This is a genomic window from Micromonospora sp. NPDC048169 (assembly GCF_040652815.1).
Classification (GTDB): Bacteria; Actinomycetota; Actinomycetes; order Mycobacteriales; family Micromonosporaceae; genus Micromonospora.
Genome location: NZ_JBEZMS010000018.1, coordinates 62,931 through 79,840, shown reverse-complemented (window position 1 = coordinate 79,840; position 16,910 = coordinate 62,931). Strand labels below are relative to the sequence as shown.

17 protein-coding genes and 1 riboswitch are annotated in these 16,910 nt (G+C 72.7%); of the genes, 6 read left to right on the top strand and 11 right to left on the bottom strand.

Annotated elements, in window-relative coordinates; all coding sequences use genetic code 11:
* Nucleotides 1–145 precede the first annotated feature (145 nt).
* Nucleotides 146–1,213, bottom strand: coding sequence for a 1,2-phenylacetyl-CoA epoxidase subunit PaaA (paaA, locus tag AB0D28_RS17630; protein WP_357386886.1), 1,068 nt, complete (start codon nucleotides 1,211–1,213; stop codon nucleotides 146–148).
* 358 nt (nucleotides 1,214–1,571) lie between these two features.
* Between paaA and AB0D28_RS17625 the strand changes: the two genes are divergently transcribed.
* Nucleotides 1,572–2,546, top strand: coding sequence for a hypothetical protein (locus AB0D28_RS17625; RefSeq protein WP_357386884.1), 975 nt, complete (start codon nucleotides 1,572–1,574; stop codon nucleotides 2,544–2,546).
* The gene (locus AB0D28_RS17620; protein WP_357386882.1) at nucleotides 2,546–3,484 is read left to right on the top strand and encodes a hypothetical protein; all 939 of its coding nucleotides are present in this window, start codon (nucleotides 2,546–2,548) and stop codon (nucleotides 3,482–3,484) included. The genes AB0D28_RS17625 and AB0D28_RS17620 overlap by 1 nt, the downstream gene beginning before the upstream one ends.
* A gap of 6 nt (nucleotides 3,485–3,490) precedes the next feature.
* Here the strand turns inward: AB0D28_RS17620 and AB0D28_RS17615 are convergent, their stop codons facing one another.
* The 3 genes from AB0D28_RS17615 to AB0D28_RS17605 form a co-directional block, all read right to left on the bottom strand.
* Entirely contained in the window at nucleotides 3,491–4,342 is an 852-nt protein-coding gene (locus AB0D28_RS17615) for a menaquinone biosynthesis protein (RefSeq protein WP_357386880.1), read from the bottom strand.
* Between the two features lie 137 nt (nucleotides 4,343–4,479).
* Complete coding sequence (locus AB0D28_RS17610) at nucleotides 4,480–5,757, bottom strand: MFS transporter (RefSeq protein ID WP_357386879.1); 1,278 nt, start codon at nucleotides 5,755–5,757, stop codon at nucleotides 4,480–4,482.
* Between the two features lie 40 nt (nucleotides 5,758–5,797).
* Complete coding sequence (locus AB0D28_RS17605) at nucleotides 5,798–6,379, bottom strand: winged helix-turn-helix domain-containing protein (RefSeq protein WP_357386878.1); 582 nt, start codon at nucleotides 6,377–6,379, stop codon at nucleotides 5,798–5,800.
* A 254-nt stretch (nucleotides 6,380–6,633) separates the two neighbouring features.
* Between AB0D28_RS17605 and AB0D28_RS17600 the strand changes: the two genes are divergently transcribed.
* Complete coding sequence (locus AB0D28_RS17600; protein WP_357386877.1) at nucleotides 6,634–8,679, top strand: AAA family ATPase; 2,046 nt, start codon at nucleotides 6,634–6,636, stop codon at nucleotides 8,677–8,679.
* Between the two features lie 5 nt (nucleotides 8,680–8,684).
* On the opposite strand, the gene AB0D28_RS17595 is transcribed toward AB0D28_RS17600, so the two are convergent.
* From AB0D28_RS17595 to AB0D28_RS17580, 4 genes are read right to left on the bottom strand one after another with little or no spacing between them, the layout of a single operon-like run.
* Nucleotides 8,685–9,284, bottom strand: coding sequence for a hypothetical protein (locus AB0D28_RS17595; protein ID WP_357386875.1), 600 nt, complete (start codon nucleotides 9,282–9,284; stop codon nucleotides 8,685–8,687).
* 4 nt (nucleotides 9,285–9,288) lie between these two features.
* A complete protein-coding gene (locus AB0D28_RS17590) occupies nucleotides 9,289–9,642 on the bottom strand; it encodes a YbaB/EbfC family nucleoid-associated protein (protein WP_357386873.1) in 354 nt (117 codons plus the stop codon).
* Nucleotides 9,643–9,651: 9 nt separating this feature from the next.
* Nucleotides 9,652–10,578, bottom strand: coding sequence for a WXG100 family type VII secretion target (locus AB0D28_RS17585; protein ID WP_357386871.1), 927 nt, complete (start codon nucleotides 10,576–10,578; stop codon nucleotides 9,652–9,654).
* Nucleotides 10,579–10,589: 11 nt separating this feature from the next.
* Nucleotides 10,590–10,910, bottom strand: a complete 321-nt coding sequence (locus tag AB0D28_RS17580; RefSeq protein WP_357386869.1) for a type VII secretion target — start codon at nucleotides 10,908–10,910, stop codon at nucleotides 10,590–10,592.
* Nucleotides 10,911–11,059: 149 nt separating this feature from the next.
* On the opposite strand from AB0D28_RS17580, the gene AB0D28_RS17575 reads away from it, so the two are divergent.
* From AB0D28_RS17575 to AB0D28_RS17565, 3 genes are all read left to right on the top strand, one after another.
* Nucleotides 11,060–11,947 carry an ABC transporter ATP-binding protein gene (locus AB0D28_RS17575; RefSeq protein ID WP_357386867.1) on the top strand — a complete coding sequence of 296 codons (888 nt, stop codon included), beginning with the start codon at nucleotides 11,060–11,062 and terminating at the stop codon, nucleotides 11,945–11,947.
* 9 nt (nucleotides 11,948–11,956) lie between these two features.
* The gene (locus tag AB0D28_RS17570) at nucleotides 11,957–12,694 is read left to right on the top strand and encodes an ABC transporter permease (RefSeq protein WP_357386865.1); all 738 of its coding nucleotides are present in this window, start codon (nucleotides 11,957–11,959) and stop codon (nucleotides 12,692–12,694) included.
* Nucleotides 12,695–12,788: 94 nt separating this feature from the next.
* Nucleotides 12,789–13,547 (top strand): VOC family protein, encoded by a 759-nt coding sequence (locus AB0D28_RS17565; RefSeq protein WP_357386863.1) that lies wholly within the window; start codon nucleotides 12,789–12,791, stop codon nucleotides 13,545–13,547.
* 243 nt (nucleotides 13,548–13,790) lie between these two features.
* Here the strand turns inward: AB0D28_RS17565 and AB0D28_RS17560 are convergent, their stop codons facing one another.
* The 3 genes from AB0D28_RS17560 to AB0D28_RS17550 all read right to left on the bottom strand — a co-directional run bounded on the left by AB0D28_RS17560 (nucleotide 13,791) and on the right by AB0D28_RS17550 (nucleotide 16,671).
* Complete coding sequence (locus AB0D28_RS17560; RefSeq protein ID WP_357386861.1) at nucleotides 13,791–14,570, bottom strand: ABC transporter ATP-binding protein; 780 nt, start codon at nucleotides 14,568–14,570, stop codon at nucleotides 13,791–13,793.
* Entirely contained in the window at nucleotides 14,567–15,664 is a 1,098-nt protein-coding gene (locus tag AB0D28_RS17555; RefSeq protein WP_357386947.1) for an iron ABC transporter permease, read from the bottom strand. Before AB0D28_RS17555 ends, AB0D28_RS17560 begins: the two co-directional genes overlap by 4 nt.
* A gap of 74 nt (nucleotides 15,665–15,738) precedes the next feature.
* Nucleotides 15,739–16,671 carry an ABC transporter substrate-binding protein gene (locus AB0D28_RS17550; protein ID WP_357386859.1) on the bottom strand — a complete coding sequence of 311 codons (933 nt, stop codon included), beginning with the start codon at nucleotides 16,669–16,671 and terminating at the stop codon, nucleotides 15,739–15,741.
* A 107-nt stretch (nucleotides 16,672–16,778) separates the two neighbouring features.
* Nucleotides 16,779–16,872: riboswitch (cobalamin riboswitch) on the bottom strand.
* Nucleotides 16,873–16,910 lie beyond the last annotated feature (38 nt).

The window sequence follows — 16,910 nt, the reverse complement described above, 5'->3', positions numbered from 1 at the left end:
ACACGGCCCTCGCTTCGCTCGGTGCGTTCGCTCATGCCGAGCCGAACGGGCATGCCCTCACGGCCCTCGCTTCGCTCGGTGCGTTCGCTCATGCCGAGCCGAACGGGCATGCCCTCACGGCCCTCGCTTCGCTCGGTGCGTTCGCTCATGCCGCGACCGGTTCCTTTCGCTCCACCCGCTTCGCGGCGTACGCCGCGGCGGCCTCCCGTACCCACGCGCCGTCGGCGTGCGCCTTGCGCCGGTGCGCCATCCGCTCCCTGTTGCACGGCCCGTCGCCCTTGATCACCCGCATCAGCTCGTCGTAGTCGGGCTGGGTGTAGTCGTACGCCTGCCGCTCGTCGTTCCAGCGCAGGTCCGGGTCGGGGAGGGTGAGGCCGAGCACCTCCGCCTGACCGACGCACATGTCGACGAAGCGCTGACGCAGCTCGTCGTTGGAGAAGCGCTTGATCTTCCAGGCCATGGACTGGGCGCTGTGCGTCGAGTCGCCGTCGGGCGGGCCGAACATGGCCAGTGACGGGTACCACCAGCGGTCGACCGCGTCCTGCGCCATCGCCTTCTGCGCCGGGGTGCCGTGCGCCAGCGTGTGCAGGATCTCGTAGCCCTGCCGCTGGTGGAACGACTCCTCCTTGCAGACCCGGATCATCGCGCGGGCGTACGGGCCGTAGGAGCAGCGGCACAGCGGCACCTGGTTGACGATCGCCGCGCCGTCCACCAGCCAGCCGATCGCGCCCACGTCGGCCCAGGTCAGCGTCGGGTAGTTGAAGATCGAGCTGTACTTCTGCCGCCCGTCGAGCAGCAGCTCCACCAGCTCGTCGCGGCTGATCCCGAGCGTCTCGGCGGCGGCGTAGAGGTAGAGGCCGTGCCCGGCCTCGTCCTGCACCTTCGCGAGCAGGATCGCCTTGCGCTTGAGCGACGGCGCGCGGCTGATCCAGTTGCCCTCCGGCTGCATGCCGATGATCTCGGAGTGGGCGTGCTGGGCGATCTGCCGGATCAGCGTCCTGCGGTACGCCTCGGGCATCCAGTCGCGGGGCTCGATCTTCTGATCCGCGCTGATCACGTCGGCGAAGTACGCCTCGACGTCCTCGTCGGCCACCGCGCCGCCGCGCCGGGACCGCGCCGCCGCCTCGCGCAGCGCCGCCTCCGCGGCCTCCACCTCGCCGAGCAGGCCGCCGCCCGGAGCGTCCTCCGGCGGGGCGAAGTCGTTGCCATACATGCAGCCAGTGTTACAGCTCGGCACGAACCACACCAGGGGGTGTAACAGGTTTCGGCGATCGTCTCGCGTAACCGGGCACATGCGCCCCCTCATCGGCCCAGGTCGCTGTGATGTCGATCACTCAGCTCCGGTTAAACCTCCCAAGAGAGGCAAAGTGGCTCAATATCCCGCCGACCCGGCAAAGTCATGGGTGTCGAGACCTGTCATCAGGACTGTCCGGAAGTAGACTTCCCCCCGGCAAACCGTTCGGCTTCATGATCGTCACCGTTCAGGCCATCGTCCCCCGGCCTGTCGGCGACCGGGCCGGACCCATGCGAAGCGCCGGTCCCCCCGGCCAGACATCTGGAGCTCACCACTCATGCGACCTCGCGTGACCATGGCGGTCGCCATCGTGGCGATCCTCATCGGTGGCGTCATGCTTGTGCCGGCCGCGTACGCGAAGTTCTCCGCCGGCGCGGGCGGCATCGGCGGCGGCGAGCAGGTCCCGGTGCCCGCCCCGACGGCGCCGGCTGCGCCGACGCTGCGCGACGCGCCGGTGTCGGTGAACTTCAAGGGCGAATTCTTCTCCTGGGCCCTGATGGATCGCGAGACCGGCAGGGTCACCGGCGCGCAGAACATGAACCAGACCAGCTCCACCGAGTCGATGCTCAAGGCCTGGATCGTCGCGGACTACCTTCGCCAGCTGGGCGACAAGCAGCCGAGCGCCGGGCTCAAGAAGGCGGCGATCCTGGCGATCCGGGACAGCGACGACGACGGCGCGAACGCCGTCTACCGGGCGGCGGGCGGCTCCTACAAGCCGCAGCCGGGCGGCCGGCCCGACCCGGTCATCGCCCGCGCTATCCGGATCTGCGGTCTGACCGACACCCGGCCCGGCACCGTGCCCGACTACAAGGGCTGGTGGAGCTTCACCGAGATGTCCCCCCGGGACGCGGCCCGCCTCGGTGACTGCATCGCCGACGGCCGCGCCGCCGGCCCCAAGTGGACCGAGTGGCTGCTCAGCGAGATGACAAAGGTGGCCGGTAGCGTCACCAAGCAGGCCACGCGATCCGGCGGCGGCCGGTGGGGCATCATCGACGGCCTGCCCGCGACGATCAAGGCGCAGGGTCCGGTGCACATGAAGAACGGCTGGACGCAGCTCGCCTACGACGGCAACTGGCACGTCAGCTGCCTTTCGTTCACCGACAAGTGGAGTCTCGCCGTGATGATGCGGTACCCGGGAAGCGCCGGCCTGCCGTACGGTGCGAAGATGTGCGCCGCCGTCGCCACCCAGCTCGTGACGCCGCAGCCCGGCGCGGCGCTCAAGGTGCCGCAGCAGCCGGTCGGGAAGCTCTGATGGCCGGTGCCCGGCGTCGGCCCGGCAGCTATCGGCGCCCGCTCGCGTTCAGCGCCCTGGCGGTAGCCCTCGTCGGCCTGCTCGGCCTCTCCCTGCGGGTGATCCCCGGCTCACCGCTGGAGGCGACCGCGAACTCGCGTCCGGAGCCGGCCGGCGAGCGGTCCGCCCAGCGGACCGTGGACCGCGGCGCGAAACCGCGGGTGGCCCCCTCGCGATCCCTGGAACCGCTGCCGTTCGAGGCGAAGAACCTGGACAGCCTCAAGATCAAGGGCTGGTACGGCTGGTCCGTGCTGGACAAGCGCACCGGAAAGATCATCGGCTCGGCGAACATGGGCCAGACGAGCACCACCGCGTCCCTGATCAAGTCCTGGGTGGTGGCCGACTACCTGCGCCTGAGCGCGGAGGACGGCAAGACGCCGAGCGACGCGAAGCTGGCCGACGCCACGAAGATCATCCGGGACAGCGACAACACCCGGGCCCAGGAGTTCTACCGGAGCGTCGGCGGCACCGACTCGATCGAGCGGCTCATCTCGATCTGCAAGCTGACCGACAGCGAGGTCGCCTCCGACGGCGGCTGGAGCCAGACGCTGCTGTCGCCCCGGGACGCCGCGCGCCTCGGCCTCTGCATCGACGACGGCCGGGCCGCCGGGCCGAAGTGGACCAAGTGGCTGCTGAACGAGATGCGCCAGGTACGCGCCCCCGGTGACTTCGGCATCCGCAAGGCGTTCCCGGCGGCCGAGCAGAAGAAGATCGCCATCAAGAACGGGTGGATCGACCGGCAGGACGAAGAGGAGTACCACGTCAACTGCCTGGCCATCGGCGACACCTGGACGATGGGCGTGATGCTCCGCACCCCGTTCGGCGTCGAGGGCGGCTGGGACTACGGCATGGACGCCTGCGAACGGATCACCAAGGCGCTGCTGCGCCCGGCCACCTGAGCAAGCTCAGCCCTGGAAGAACTCCGGGCCGCCGGCCGGCAGCGCCGGCACCTCCCCGTACGCGGCCGCCCGGCGGGCGAACTCGCGCAGCCCGGCCACCTGCCGCTCGCCGAGCGAGAAGTCGAGCGCGCGGAAGTACGTGGCGAGCGTCGCCGCGTCGAACGTCTCCCAGCGGGCCGCCGCCTCCGCCACCTGGTCCAGTTCGGCCAGGCACAGGTCACGGGAGCGCAGGAACGCCTCGTGCACCTCCTTGACCAGTCCCGGGTGGGCGGCGGCGAACTCGCGGCGTACCGCCCAGACGGCGAACACCATCGGCAGGCCGGTCCAGTCGTGCCACGCCTGCCCCAGGTCGGTCACCTCGAGACCCTTGGCCGGCGCCTCGTAGAGCGCGCGCAGCGCCACGTCGCCGATGAGCACTCCGGCGTCGGCCTCCAGCAGCATCTGGGTCAGGTCCGGCGGGCAGCGGAAGTACTCCGGGCGTACCCCGTGCCGCTCGGCGAGCAGCAGCTGGGCCAGCAGCACCCCGGTACGCGAGGTGGAGCCGAGCGCCACCCGGGCGCCGTCCAGCTCATTCAACGGGCGGGTGGACACGACGTTCACCGAGAGCACCGGCCCGTCGCTGCCGACCGCCAGGTCGGGCAGGAGCAGCAGGTCGTCGGCGTGCTTGAGGAACTCCACCAGCGTGATCGGGCCGATGTCCAGGTCACCGGCGACCAGGGCGGCGCTCAGCCGGTCCGGCGAGTCCTTGTGCAGGTCGACGTCGATGAGCGCGCCGGATCGCATCAGCCCCCAGTAGATCGGGAGGCAGTTGAGGAACTGGATGTGCCCCACCCGGGGGCGGGCGATGCGGTCGGCCATGCCCCGACCGTATCGCCGTGGCTTGCGTCGCGCCGCCGGGGGAGCCGATGGAGTGGTGAACTCCGCACCCGTAATGAAAGGAAGGGCCCCCTGTTAACGCCTGCGGTAGAGGAAGGGCCCCTTGTTAACAGCGGCGGTCACGCGGGCTCCGCCGCGGCGGGTGCGGCGCGGGCGGCGGGTGCGGCGCGGGCGGCGGGTGCGGCGTGGGCGGCGGCGCGCTCGGCGCGTACCGCGCGGCGGACCGGCCAGGCCAGCGCCACCACCACCAGCAGGCCGGCCACGCCGCACCCGGCGACGAGCGTGCGCGGGCCGGCCACCTCCAGCAGCAGGCCACCGACCAGGTAGCCACCCATCGCGGCGCCCTGGGCGGCCGCACCGAAGGTGGCGAAGGCCCGGCCCCGGGCCGCCTCCGGCACCCGCCGTGCCAGCAACAGGTTGTTGAAGACGTTGTCGCCGCCGTTTGCCACGCCGCCCAGCAGCCAGATGGGCACGAGCAGCCACGCCGAGGGCACCGCCGCCGAGACCAGCACCGCCACGCCGCATCCGCCGAGCAGCACCAGCCCGGCCCCGAGCAGCGCGCCGTCGTCGGCGAGCCGGCGGGCGACGCGGGCGAACAGCCACGCGCCGAGCACGATGCCGAGCGTCCACGAGCCGGTGACCAGGCCGTACACGGTGGCGCTGCTGCCGAGCGTCTCCCGGATGAAGAAGACCTCGATGACGTTCACCGCCCCGACCGCGCCGACCACGGCGGCCAGGCTGCCGACCATCACCGTCAGCAGCGGGTCGCGCCGCAGCCGCCACCGGGGTGCGGCCACGGCGGCGGTTCCGGCCGCCGCCCTGCGGCCTCCCCTGTGGGTACGGACGAACAGCCCGGCCGCCACCAGCGAGAGATAGCTGAGGGCGCCGAGAAGCAGTGGCACCCGGGTGCCGAACTGGCCGACGAGCAGCCCGGCCAGCGCCGGCCCGGCGAGTGCGCCCAGCGTGCCGGCGGTCTGGTTCAGCGCGCCCGCCCGGGGCAGGTCCTCGGGCAGCACCATGACCGGCACCAGCGCGGAGATCACCGGTTGGGTGACCGCGAGACCGGTGGCCAGCAGCGCCACGAGTGCGATCACCAGCACCGGATCCGTGGCGTACGCGAGCGCCACGCATGTCGCACCCTGGCCGGCCCCGGCGGCGATCAGCAGCACCCGGCTGTCCACCCGGTCGGCGAGGCGGCCGGTCAGCGGGGCGAGCGCCACGAGCGGCAGTGTCGCGGCGAGCAACAGCCCGGAGACCGCGAGCCCACCGGCCCCGGCGGACTGGAGCGCGAGCGTGAGGGCGCTGGTGACCAGGAAGTTCCCACAACTGGAGACGCCGCGCGCGGTCGCCGCGAGCCAGACGTCCGGCCAGCGCGACTCGTCAGTTGTGAAGGACATACTTCGAAAGTAATCCTTCACAACTGACGCGCGCAACCCCTCAATCGAGCGGCATCGCCCGGTACTGCGTCGCCACCGGCCGCGCTCCGGCCGGTGGATCGGCCCGGGTCCGCCGCCGGTACGGCTCCAGCAGCGCCTGGATCGCGTGATTCAACTCGGTCAACTCCTCGGCGGTCAGGAGCAGCATGCTGTCGCTGAACCAGGTCGCCGCGTACCACTCCGGCGGCTCGTCCGGCGCGCGGCGCAACCAGTCCCGGACCCGCTGGGCGTCGCGGACCATGTGCGCCTCCACCAGCGCCGCCTCGGCGGCACGCGCCTCCGGGTCGGCGCCCGGCCCCACCTCGACGCGGTACGACGGATTCACCGCCTGCCAGACCCGCTCCCGGGCGTCACCCCGGCCGGGAGCCTGCTGGACCAGCCCGAACTTCGCCAGCTCGCGCAGGTGGTAACTGGTCGCACTCGGCGACAGCCCGGCGATCTCGGCGCACTCGGTGGCCGTCGCACCGCCCTCCAGCGTCCCGAGGTGTTCCATGATCGCCATGCGGGCCGGGTGAGCCAGTGCCCGCATCACCTGCGGGTCACTGATCGTCACCCGACTCCTGCCGGGAAGCGCCTCCGTCATGCCTCAATGATCCCGGGTCCGCCGACGCCGCCACCAGCCAGATCTTGGTACGGGGGCGCCCTCATGAGGGCGGTTCCGTACCAAGATCGGTGCCTGCTTCGGAAATTCGGTGGCGTCGGCGTTCGGGGCCGGTAGAGTCGAGGGCCGCCCGACGGCCGCGGTGAGCATGCACCGCAGCGGACGTCCCCGCGCCGGGAGCAGGCCAACCGCCCCGGACACGCGAGCGAGCCTCAGTTGAGCCATCGGAGTTCATCGTGCCCGCAACCGACCTTGACGCCACACCGAGCCTCGACGCCGAACTGGCCGCCGAGCGTGCCCACCTCGACGCCTCCCGCGCCGCGCTGACCCGGATGCGGGAACGCGCCGAGGCGCTCTTCGCCACCGGCGACAAGGTGGCCGGTGACTCGTACACCGCCGAGCAGCTCGGCCGGCACATGGCCCGGCGGGTCAAGGAGCTGGCCGACGACCCGAGCACCCCGCTGTTCTTCGGCCGCCTGGACTTCGGCGGCGACGACCCGGACCACGCCGGGCGGGACTACCACGTCGGGCGGCGGCACGTCACCGACGAGCTGGGCGAGCCGCTGGTGCTGGACTGGCGGGCACCGGTCTCCCGGTCGTTCTACCGGGCCAGCGCACGCGATCCGCAGGGCGTCGCCGTACGCCGCCGGTTCGGGTTCAGCGCCGGGACGCTGACCAGCTTCGAGGACGAGCACCTGGCCCGGGGCGAGGAACTCGGCACCGCCAGCCGCATCCTCACCGCCGAGATCGAGCGCCCGCGCGTCGGCCCGATGCGCGACATCGTCGCCACCATCCAGCCGGAGCAGGACGAACTGGTCCGGGCCGACCTGGCCGACTCGATCTGCGTACAGGGTGCCCCGGGCACCGGAAAGACGGCGGTCGGGCTGCACCGCGCCGCGTACCTGCTCTATCTGCACCGGGAACGGCTGCGCCGCTCGGGTGTGCTGATCGTCGGGCCGAACCGGGCGTTCCTGTCGTACATCGCGGCGGTGCTCCCCGCCCTCGGGGAGGTCGAGGTCGAGCAGGCCACTGTGGAGGACCTGGTCGCTCGGGTGCCGGTCCGCGCGGTGGACGACCCGGCCGCCGCCGCGCTCAAGCACGACGTCCGGATGGCCGAGGTGCTGCGCCGGGCCGTCGAGGCCCACATCGGTACGCCGACCGAGCCGATCATGGTGTCGGACGGCTCGTACCGGTGGCGGATCGGGCTCGACCCGCTGTACCGGATCGTCGCCGAGACCCAGGCGGAAGGGCTGCCGTACGCCACCGGCCGGGAACGGGTCCGGGCGCGGGTGGTGGGGCTGCTGCAACGGCAGGCCGAGGCGCGCCGGGCGGAGTCGCCGAGCGACGCCTGGCTGCGCCGGATGAGCCGGATCAAGCCGGTCACCGACCTGCTCGACGCGGTCTGGCCGGCGCTCACCCCGGACGGGCTGCTGCACCGGCTGCGCACCGACGCCGACGCGCTCGCCGCCGCCGCGGACGGCCTGCTCACGCCCGAGGAGCAGGAGCTGTTCCGCGCCGGCAAGACCGCGCGCACCGCGAAGGCGACCCGGTGGACCGCCGCCGACGCGGTGCTCGTCGACGAAGTCGCCGGGCTGCTCGAACGGCCCGCCGGCTTCGGGCACGTGGTGGTCGACGAGGCGCAGGACCTCTCCCCGATGCAGTGCCGCGCCATCGCCCGGCGCAGCGAGCACGGCTCGATCACGCTCCTCGGGGACCTCGCCCAGGGCACCGCGCCGTGGGCGGCTACCGACTGGCGGGAGTCCCTGGCCCACCTGGGCAAGCCGGACGCCGCCGTGGTGCCGCTGAGTGTGGGCTTCCGGGTGCCGGCCGCCGTGGTCGCGTTCGCGAACCGGCTGCTGCCGGCGCTCGCCGTCGACGTACCCCCGGCCCGGTCGCTTCGCCACGACGGCGCGCTCGACGTGCGTACCGCCGAGGACCTGACGGCCGCGACGGTGGCCGAGGTGCGGGCGGCGCTCGCGCACGACGGCTCGGTCGGTGTGATCGCCGCCGACGACGCTGTCGACCGGCTGCGCGCGGCGCTCGCCGACGCGGGTGTCGAGACCGCTACCGCCGACGACGTCGAGGCCGCGGCGCGCGTCACCGTGGTTCCGGCGACGCTGGTCAAGGGCCTGGAGTACGACCACGTGGTGGTCGTCGAGCCGGCCGCGATCGTGGCCGCCGAGCCGCGTGGGCTGCATCGCCTCTACGTGGTGCTGACCCGGGCGGTCTCCCGGCTGGCCGTGCTGCACCGCGAGCCGCTGCCCGCGCCGCTGACCGCCTGACGCGGTCAGACGGCCAGCGCGGCGGCTACCTCGCGCAGCGGGCGGCCCGACTCGGCGATCGGCACGGTGAACGACAGCCAGGAACCGTCGGTGAAGTCGATCCGCAGCCGCTTCGGGTTGAGCCGGTGCCAGCCCACCCGCGCGGAGGCGATTTCCGCACGCGCGGCCGACCAGGCCACCGCGGTCTCGGCCAGCGCGCGTTCCTCGGCCTCGCGCCCGGCGAGCAGCTTGACGCCGCCGGTGCGGCAGACCACCAGCCGCCGGTCGGTGACCGCGAGCAGCGTCTCCCGGACCTGGAGGTCGGGCCGGGCCGGGCGGAGCGCGCGGTGCAGCCGGGAGGCGGCCGAGCCGGGTGCGCCGCGCCCGGCGATCCCCCAGCCGATCGCGTCGACCAGGCGGTCGCCGCGATCCCAGGTGGCAAGGGGCAGCAGCACGTTGAGCAGCACCGAGCCGGCAGTCCGCCGGCTCGGCTCGGCGGTGGGCTCCGGCTCGGGCGGCGGAGCCGGGGCGAGCCCCTGGCCGACGTCGGCCTTGGCGTGGGCCAGGACGCGCTCGCCCGGCTCGACGAGCAGGCCGATCCGGTCGCGGTATCTGGTCTCGTCCATCGGCTCAGTATCGGTCGTGGCCGTAGCCGTCGTCGGCGGGGCGCTCCGCGCCCGGCGCGTTGCTCATCACCTCGCCGACGATCTCGCGGACCCGGGCGGCGGCGGCCTCCTGCGCCCGGTTCGCCGCCGAGGTGATCTCCTCGGCCAGCGTGTACGAGTCGAGGCGCATGGCCCGTGCGTTGATGTCGGTGGAGAGGATCTTGCCGTCGGCGGCGGCCACGACGGTGACCAGGCCGGAGTCGCTCACGCCCTCGGCGCTGCTCTGCTCCAGCTCGGCCATCCGCGCGCCGAGTTCACGCTGCCACCCGTCCAGGTTGCGGGCGAGCGCCTCGATCCGGTCCAGGGCCGGGAACGTCATTGCTGCCTCTCAGTTCACGATCGAGTCGAACACGTTCTGCACGCCCTTGGTGTACGGGCCGAGATCGTCGCGGTACGTGCCGTCCACCAGGTAGTTGCGGTCCTTGCGCCCGTCGGAGACGTCGTGCAGGCCCATGCCGGTGTCGAGCAGGGCACCGCCCATGCCGGGGATGTTCACCGGGGACGCCTGGTTGATGACGAACTTGCCCGGGAAGAGGACGGCGGCGCGTTCGACCTTGAAGGCGAGCGCCGCCTTCGTGTAGCCGGACTTGTTGAACGCGCTGTACGCCTTCTTGGCCCGGCGCAGCTCCATCACCACCTTGGCGTAGTGCTCGATCAGGTTGGCGACCTTCTGGAGCTTGGTGGCGAGCTTCGTGAGGATCTCCGCGAACCGCGCCACGATCTTCACCATGCGGCCGACCGTGGTGGCGAGTCTCGCCAGCACGCGTACCACTGTGGCGGCCAGGCTCACCCCGGCGCTCAGCACCGCCGCCACCGCCGCGATGATGACCTCGGTCAGGAACCAGAGCAGGAACTCCAGGATCAGTTCGACCAGCAGGTTGAACGCGTCCACCGCCGCGTTCGCGGAGTCGACCAGCACCTCCTTGGTGCCGTCCAGCCCCGCTGCGAGGTCGTCCATCGCCGCCTCGATGGACTGCATCGAGGCGTGGAACTTCTCCGCCGCGTCGCCGTTCCAGGCGCCGCGCAGCCGGGCCCGGTCCGCCACCTGGTCACCGGCGATCTGCCGGACCGCCTCGCCGGTGGTCATCGCGAGCTGGGCCGCCCGCATCAGGTCGTCCGGCTCACCGGCGACCAGTTCCAGGAGCTGCTCGAACGGCCAGAGCACCGCGTTCGACAGCGGCTTGAACGGGTCGGGCGTGCCCGACACGATCTGCTCGAAGTAGGTCTTGTTGCGCTGGAGCGCCTCGGTGCTCATCGCCCCACCCCTCAGCCGCCGGCGGTGAACATGGTGTCGTTCGCCGCGTCCGTGTCGTCGTAGGCGGCGGCCGTCTCCATCAGGCCCGAGGCGATGGTCAGCATGGTCTCGGCGCCGTCGGCCAGCCCTTGCAGGCACGCCTCGAACTGCTGCTCGTACGCGGCGGCGAGGCTGAACGACGCGGGCATCACGCCGAAGGAGTGCCGGGCCACGTGGCCGTCGCGGAACATCCGCTCCAACTCGCGGAACCGGGAGGAGCGGTCCCGGGAGGCGAGCGCGAACGTCCTCAGCGCCTCCGGCTGGACGTCGAGATTCCTGCTCGGACTGGTCACGGACCCTCCCCAGTGTCCGGTCGGAACTTCCACCGTCGTCGACGGCGTCACCAGACTAGGGGATGCGCGCAGCCGGGCACGGGACACCGCGACTGGCGCGGGCACGGTAGACAGGGGATGCACAGCCCCTCCGCCCGAGGAGACCACCGATGATCCTGGCCCGCGCCGAACAGGTCAGCCGCCGCTACGGCGAGGTGCTGGCGCTGGACCGGGTCGACCTGACCGTCCGGGCCGGGGAGCTGGTCGGCCTGCTCGGGCCGAACGGCGCCGGCAAGAGCACACTGATCAACCTGCTGGTCGGGCTGCGCCGCCCCACCGCCGGCCGGGTCGAGCTGTGCGGCGGCGATCCGCGCGACCCGGCGAGCCGGCGGCAGCTCGGCGTCACGCCGCAGGAGACCGGCCTGCCGGGCACGCTGCGGGTCGGCGAGGTGGTCGACTTCGTCTCGGCGCACTTCCCCGACCCGGTGCCGCGGGGCGAGCTGCTCGACCGGTTCGGCCTCGCCGACCAGGCACGCCGGCAGACCGGCGGTCTCTCCGGCGGGCAGCGTCGCCGGCTCGCGGTGGCGCTGGCGTTCGTCGGCCGTCCCCGGCTGGTGGTGCTCGACGAGCCGACCACCGGCCTCGACGTGGAGGCGCGGCACGCGCTCTGGGACGCGATCCGCGGCTTCCACGCCGACGGCGGCACCGTGCTGCTGAGCAGCCACTACCTGGAGGAGGTGGAGGCGCTCGCGCAGCGGGTGGTGGTGATCGGCCACGGGCGGGTGCTGGCCGACGACTCGGTGGCGGCCATCCGCGGGATCGTCGGCGTACGCCGGGTCAGCCTGGTCGCCGACGACCTGCCGGCGCTGCCGGGCGTGGTCACCACCGAACGCGCCGACGGGCGGGTGCACCTGCTCACCACCGACGCCGACCAGCTCGTCCGCGACCTGGTCACCTCCGGGGTGCCGTTCCACGATCTGGAGGTCCGGCCCACCTCGCTGGAGGAGGCGTTCCTCGCCATCACGGCCGACGACCGGCCCGCGCCCACCCCCGCCTAGGAGACCGCCGTGCCGCTCGCCCTGGTCCACGCCCGCTACCACCTGTTGGAGATCATCCGGGTGCCGGTGGCGGTGGTGGGCAGCGCGTTCTTCCCCGCCGCCTCGATGCTCTTCTTCGTGGTGCCGTTCGCCGGCGACGACCCGGCCGGCGCCACCTACGCCACCGCCGCCATGGTGACGTTCGCGGTGATGACCGCCAACATCTTCCAGTACGGCGTAGGCGTCTCCGAGGACCGCGACCAGCCCTGGAACCCGTACACCCGGACGCTGCCGACGGGACCGGCTCCGCGGCTGGCCGGGCGGATCCTGGCCGGGGTGGTCCTGACCTACGTGTCGATGATCCCGGTGGTGGTGATCGCGGCGGTCGCCACCGAGGCGCGGGTCAGCGCGGTGCGGTTCCTCCTCGGCCTTGGCGCCGTGGCCGTGGTCTCGGTGCCGTTCACGCTGCTCGGCCTGACGATCGGCTACTCGCTGCCGAGCAAGGCCGCGATCGTGGTGGCACAGGTGATCTTCTTCCCGCTCGCGTTCGGCGGTGGGCTCCTCTCCGGGCCGGACGACGCGCCCGGCTTCATCAAGGCGATCGCCCCCTACCTGCCCACCCGGGGCGCCGTGGAACTGATCTGGGCGGCGGTCACCGACTTCCGGCCGGACACCCGGGCGCTGGTGATGCTCGTGGTCTGGGTGCTGGTGCTCGCCGCGCTCGCCGGCTGGGCGTACCGGCGGGACGAGGGACGCCGCTTCAGCTGACCTTTTGTCCGGTTCCGGCCCGGTGGCCGACCCGGCGGTGCCACGATGCCGACAGGGCGGGCGAGCGGAGCCGCCCCCGGCGAGAGGGGTCACCGTGAACGGCGTCGAGCCCGGCACGCCCTGCTGGACGGACTTGGCCACGCCCGGTCTGGACGACGCCCGACGGTTCTACCCCGAGCTGTTCGGCTGGACCGGGCAGGTCTCCCCCGAGCCGGAAGCCGACGGCTACACCGTCTTCCGCAAGGACGGCAAGGCGGTCGCCGGGGCCGGGCCGCCCGCCACGCCGGACCAGGTGCCGGTCTGGTCGATGTACGTGGCGACCGACGACGCCGACCTGGTCGCGACCCGGGTGGAGGCGGCCGGCGGGCAGGTGGTCGTCTCGCCGTTCGACGTCGCCCAGCAGGGCCGGATGGCAGTGCTCGCCGACCCGGCCGGCGCGGTGTTCAGCGTCTGGCAGCCGATGGCGATGCGCGGAGCCGAGCTGTACAACGCGCCGGGTGCGATGTGCTGGAACGAGCTGGTCACCCCCGACCCGGAGGGCGCGAAGGAGTTCTACGCGCTGGTCTTCGGCTGGCATCCGGAGGAACGACCGGCCGGGCCGGACGCGTACACCGGCTGGCGCTGCGGCGCCCGGATCGTCGCCGGGATGCTGCCCCGGGCCGAGCCGCTGCCGGCGGACCTGCCCGCGTACTGGGCTGTGTACTTCGCCGTGGAGGACACCGACGCGACCGCCGCCCGGGCCGCCGAACTGGGCGGCACCATCCTGGTCCCGCCCCGCGACAACCCGGCCGGACGCGGCGCCGCCCTACGCGACCCGTCCGGCGCCCTCTTCTCCATCTCCACCCTCCGCTGACCCACACCCCCCACCCCCACCCGCCCCTGCCCGCAGTCGTCTTGCAGTTGCGGCCCTCCCGACGGGGCATACACCCCTTTTGCCGGGACTAAAAGTGCAAGATCGCCGGGGTGAGGCGAGGACCGTCGAGATCTTGGTACGAATCGGCCCTCCCGGGGGCCATTCCGTACCAAGATCTATCTGCCATCCCGGGAAACGGGACACCGATCCAGGATGCGAGACGGCGACCGCCGAGGGAGGGGGTCAGGTTGGGCGGACGGGGACCACGAGGGGGCCGTGGTCGCCGGGGATCACTCGGATGTGGGCACGGTAGTGGCGGGCCAGCAGCTCCTCGGTGAGCACCTCCTCCGGCGGCCCGGCGGCGGCCACCCGGCCGTCGGCGAGCAGCACCAGGCGGTCGGCGTACTCGCCGGCGATGGAGAGGTCGTGCATGGTGGCGAGCACCGTCAGGCCGTGCTCGCGGCGGAGCTGGTCGACCAGTTCCAGCACCTCCTGCTGGTGCCCGATGTCCAGCGCGCTGGTCGGCTCGTCGAGCAGCAGCAGGGTGGCCCCCTGGGCCAGCGCCCGGGCCAGGAAGACGCGCTGCCGCTCGCCACCGGAGAGCGTCGCCAGCTCGCGGTGGGCGAACGGGCCCAGGTCGAGCCGGTCCAGCACCTCGTGCACGGCGGCCAGGTCGGCGGCGGACTCGCGGCCCAGCGGCGGGATGTACGGGGTACGCCCGAGCAGCGCGTAGTCGAACACCGACATGCCGATCGGCACGACAGGCGACTGCGTCACGGTGGCCACGACACGGGCGCGGTCGCGGCGGCGGAGCGCGCCGATCGGCGTACCGAAGAGTGCCACCTCGCCCGGGCCGGTGAGCAGGCCGCCGACGACGCGCAACAGGGTCGACTTGCCGGCGCCGTTGGGTCCGATCACGGTGACCCACTCGCCCGCCGTGACGGTGAGGTCGACGCCGGCCAGGACCGGGCTGCCGCCCAGGTCGACGCGCAGGTCGTGGACGCGTACGGCGGGGGCGTTCACATCGCCACCCGGCGGGCGGTCCGCAGGACCAGCACGAAGAACGGGCCGCCGAGAAGCGCGGTGACCACGCCGATCGGGATCTCGGCGGGTGCGGCGGCGGTCCGGGCGACCACGTCGGTCAGGGCCAGGAACGCGCCGCCGAACAGCATCGACAGCGGCAGGATCACCCGGTGGCTGGAACCGGCGAGCAGCCGCATGGTGTGCGGCACGATGATGCCGACGAAGCCGATCAGGCCGGACGCGGAAACGGCGGCGGCGGTGCCGAGCGACGCGGCGGCGATCAGCAGGTAGCGGGAGCGCTGCGGGTGCAGGCCGAGACCGGCGGCCTCGTCGTCGCCGACGGAGAGCACGTCCAGCTCGCGGCGGTGCAGCAGCACCACCACGGAGGTGAGCACGAAGTACGGCAGGACCAGCCACACGTCGTGCCAGCCGGCGGTGGCCAGCCGCCCGAGCAGCCAGGAGTAGACCTGCTGGATGTTGTCGGAGTGCTGTTGCAGCAGGTACGTCTGCCCGGCGGCGAAGAACGCGGACACCGCCACGCCGGCCAGGATCAGCGTGGCGGGTGACCGGTCCCGTCCCCCGGCCGCGCCGAGCAGGTACGTCAGCATCACCGCGCCGAGCGACCCGACGAACGCGGCGAGCGGGATGGTGATCGGCAGCCCGGTCAGCGCACCGCCCGCGCCGGCGCCGAGGACGATGGCCGCGGTGACCGCGAAGCCGGCGCCGGCCGCCACGCCGAGCAGGTACGGGTCGGCCAGCGGGTTACGGAAGACTCCCTGGTAGCAGCCGCCGGCCAGGGCCAGGAGCGCGCCGACGAGCAGGCCGAGCACGACCCGGGGCAGCCGCAACTCGGTGATGATCGCGACTTCCCGCTCGGTGAGCCCGCTGTCCAGGTGCACACCGGGCAGCAGGTTGAGCAGTTCGGCCGCGACGCTGCCGGGCGGCAGGCTGACCGGGCCGAGGGAGACGCCCGCCACGAGCGCGACGAGCACCGCCACGACACCGGCGAACAGCCAGCGTTTGCGCAGCCCGGCGGGGCGGATCGGGGCAGCGGCAGTGCCGCGCGCCGCACGCCGCCCGGGGCGGGGCAGCAGCCGGGCACCCGGCCGGGGCGCGTCGGGCGTCCCGGCCGGGCTCGGGGCGGAGTCCGCCTGTCGTAGGGCCACGGTCAGGCCGGGACCTTGGCGGTGGCGTCCACGATCACCTTGAGCAGGTCGACCACGCGCGGGCCCCAGCGCGAGGCGATGTCGTCGTCCAGCTCGACGATCTGGTTGTTCTTCACGGCGGTGATGCCGGACCAGCCGCTGCGCGCCTTCACCGTGTCGGCGCTCTGCTTGCAGCACTTGGTGTCGGAGAGGAAGACGAAGTCGGGGTTCGCCTTGACGATGACCTCCTGGGAGAGCTGCGGGTAACCGCCGTTCTTCCCGTCGGCGTCGGACGCGTCGGCGATGTTCTCCAGCCCGGCGAGCGCGTAGATGGTGCCGATGAAGGTCTTGCTGGTCGCGCTGTACAGCTCCGGGCCCAGCTCGTGGTAGTAGGTCAGCTTCTCCGTACGCTTCGGCAGGTCCTTGGTCAGCGCGGTGATGTCGTCCTTCATCTTCCGCACCACGGCGTCCGCCTCGGCGCGGTGACCGGTGAGCGTGCCCAGGTCGGTGAGCTGGCGGTACGTGTCGTCGAGCGTGGTCGCGGCGGGAACCTGGAGGACCGGGATCTTCAGCGCGACGAGCTGGTCGGCGATCTTGTTGAGGTTGTCGGAGATGACCACCAGGTCGGGGTTGCGGGAGGCGACCGCCTCGGCGTTCGGCTGGTAGCCGGACAGGTCGGTGCGGGGCGCCTCGGGCGGGTAGTTCGACTGGTCGTCGACGGCGGTGACCTGCTTGCCGGCGCCGATGGCGAACAGCATCTCGGTGGAGGTCGGCGCGAGGGAGACGATCTTCTCGGGCCGCTTGTCCAGCGTCAGCTTGCCGACGGTGGCCGGGAACGCGCCGCCGGAGCCGCCGGCGGCGGGGGTGTCGGTAGAGGTCTTCTCGGCACAGCCGCCGAGGAGCAGCACGCCGGCCGCGAGCGCGGCGGCGAAGAGCCGGGGGGTACGTCGGGACATGGAACCTCCTGTCGGTCGAGGAGTGTGGTGCTTCGCCGACAGGAGGAAAGGCCCGCCCGCGAGGCGCCCTTCCTCGAGAGCGCGTGTCGCGACCGGGCCGCAGGCGACCTGGCTCGTCCCACGTCCGTCGGCGCCGGCGGAAGGCCGGCGCCGCGCGTACGGGGCATCACAGTTGCGGGACAGCGCCGGTTTCACACCGGCTTCGCTGTGGCACGGTCGGTGCCACCGTAGCGCACGAC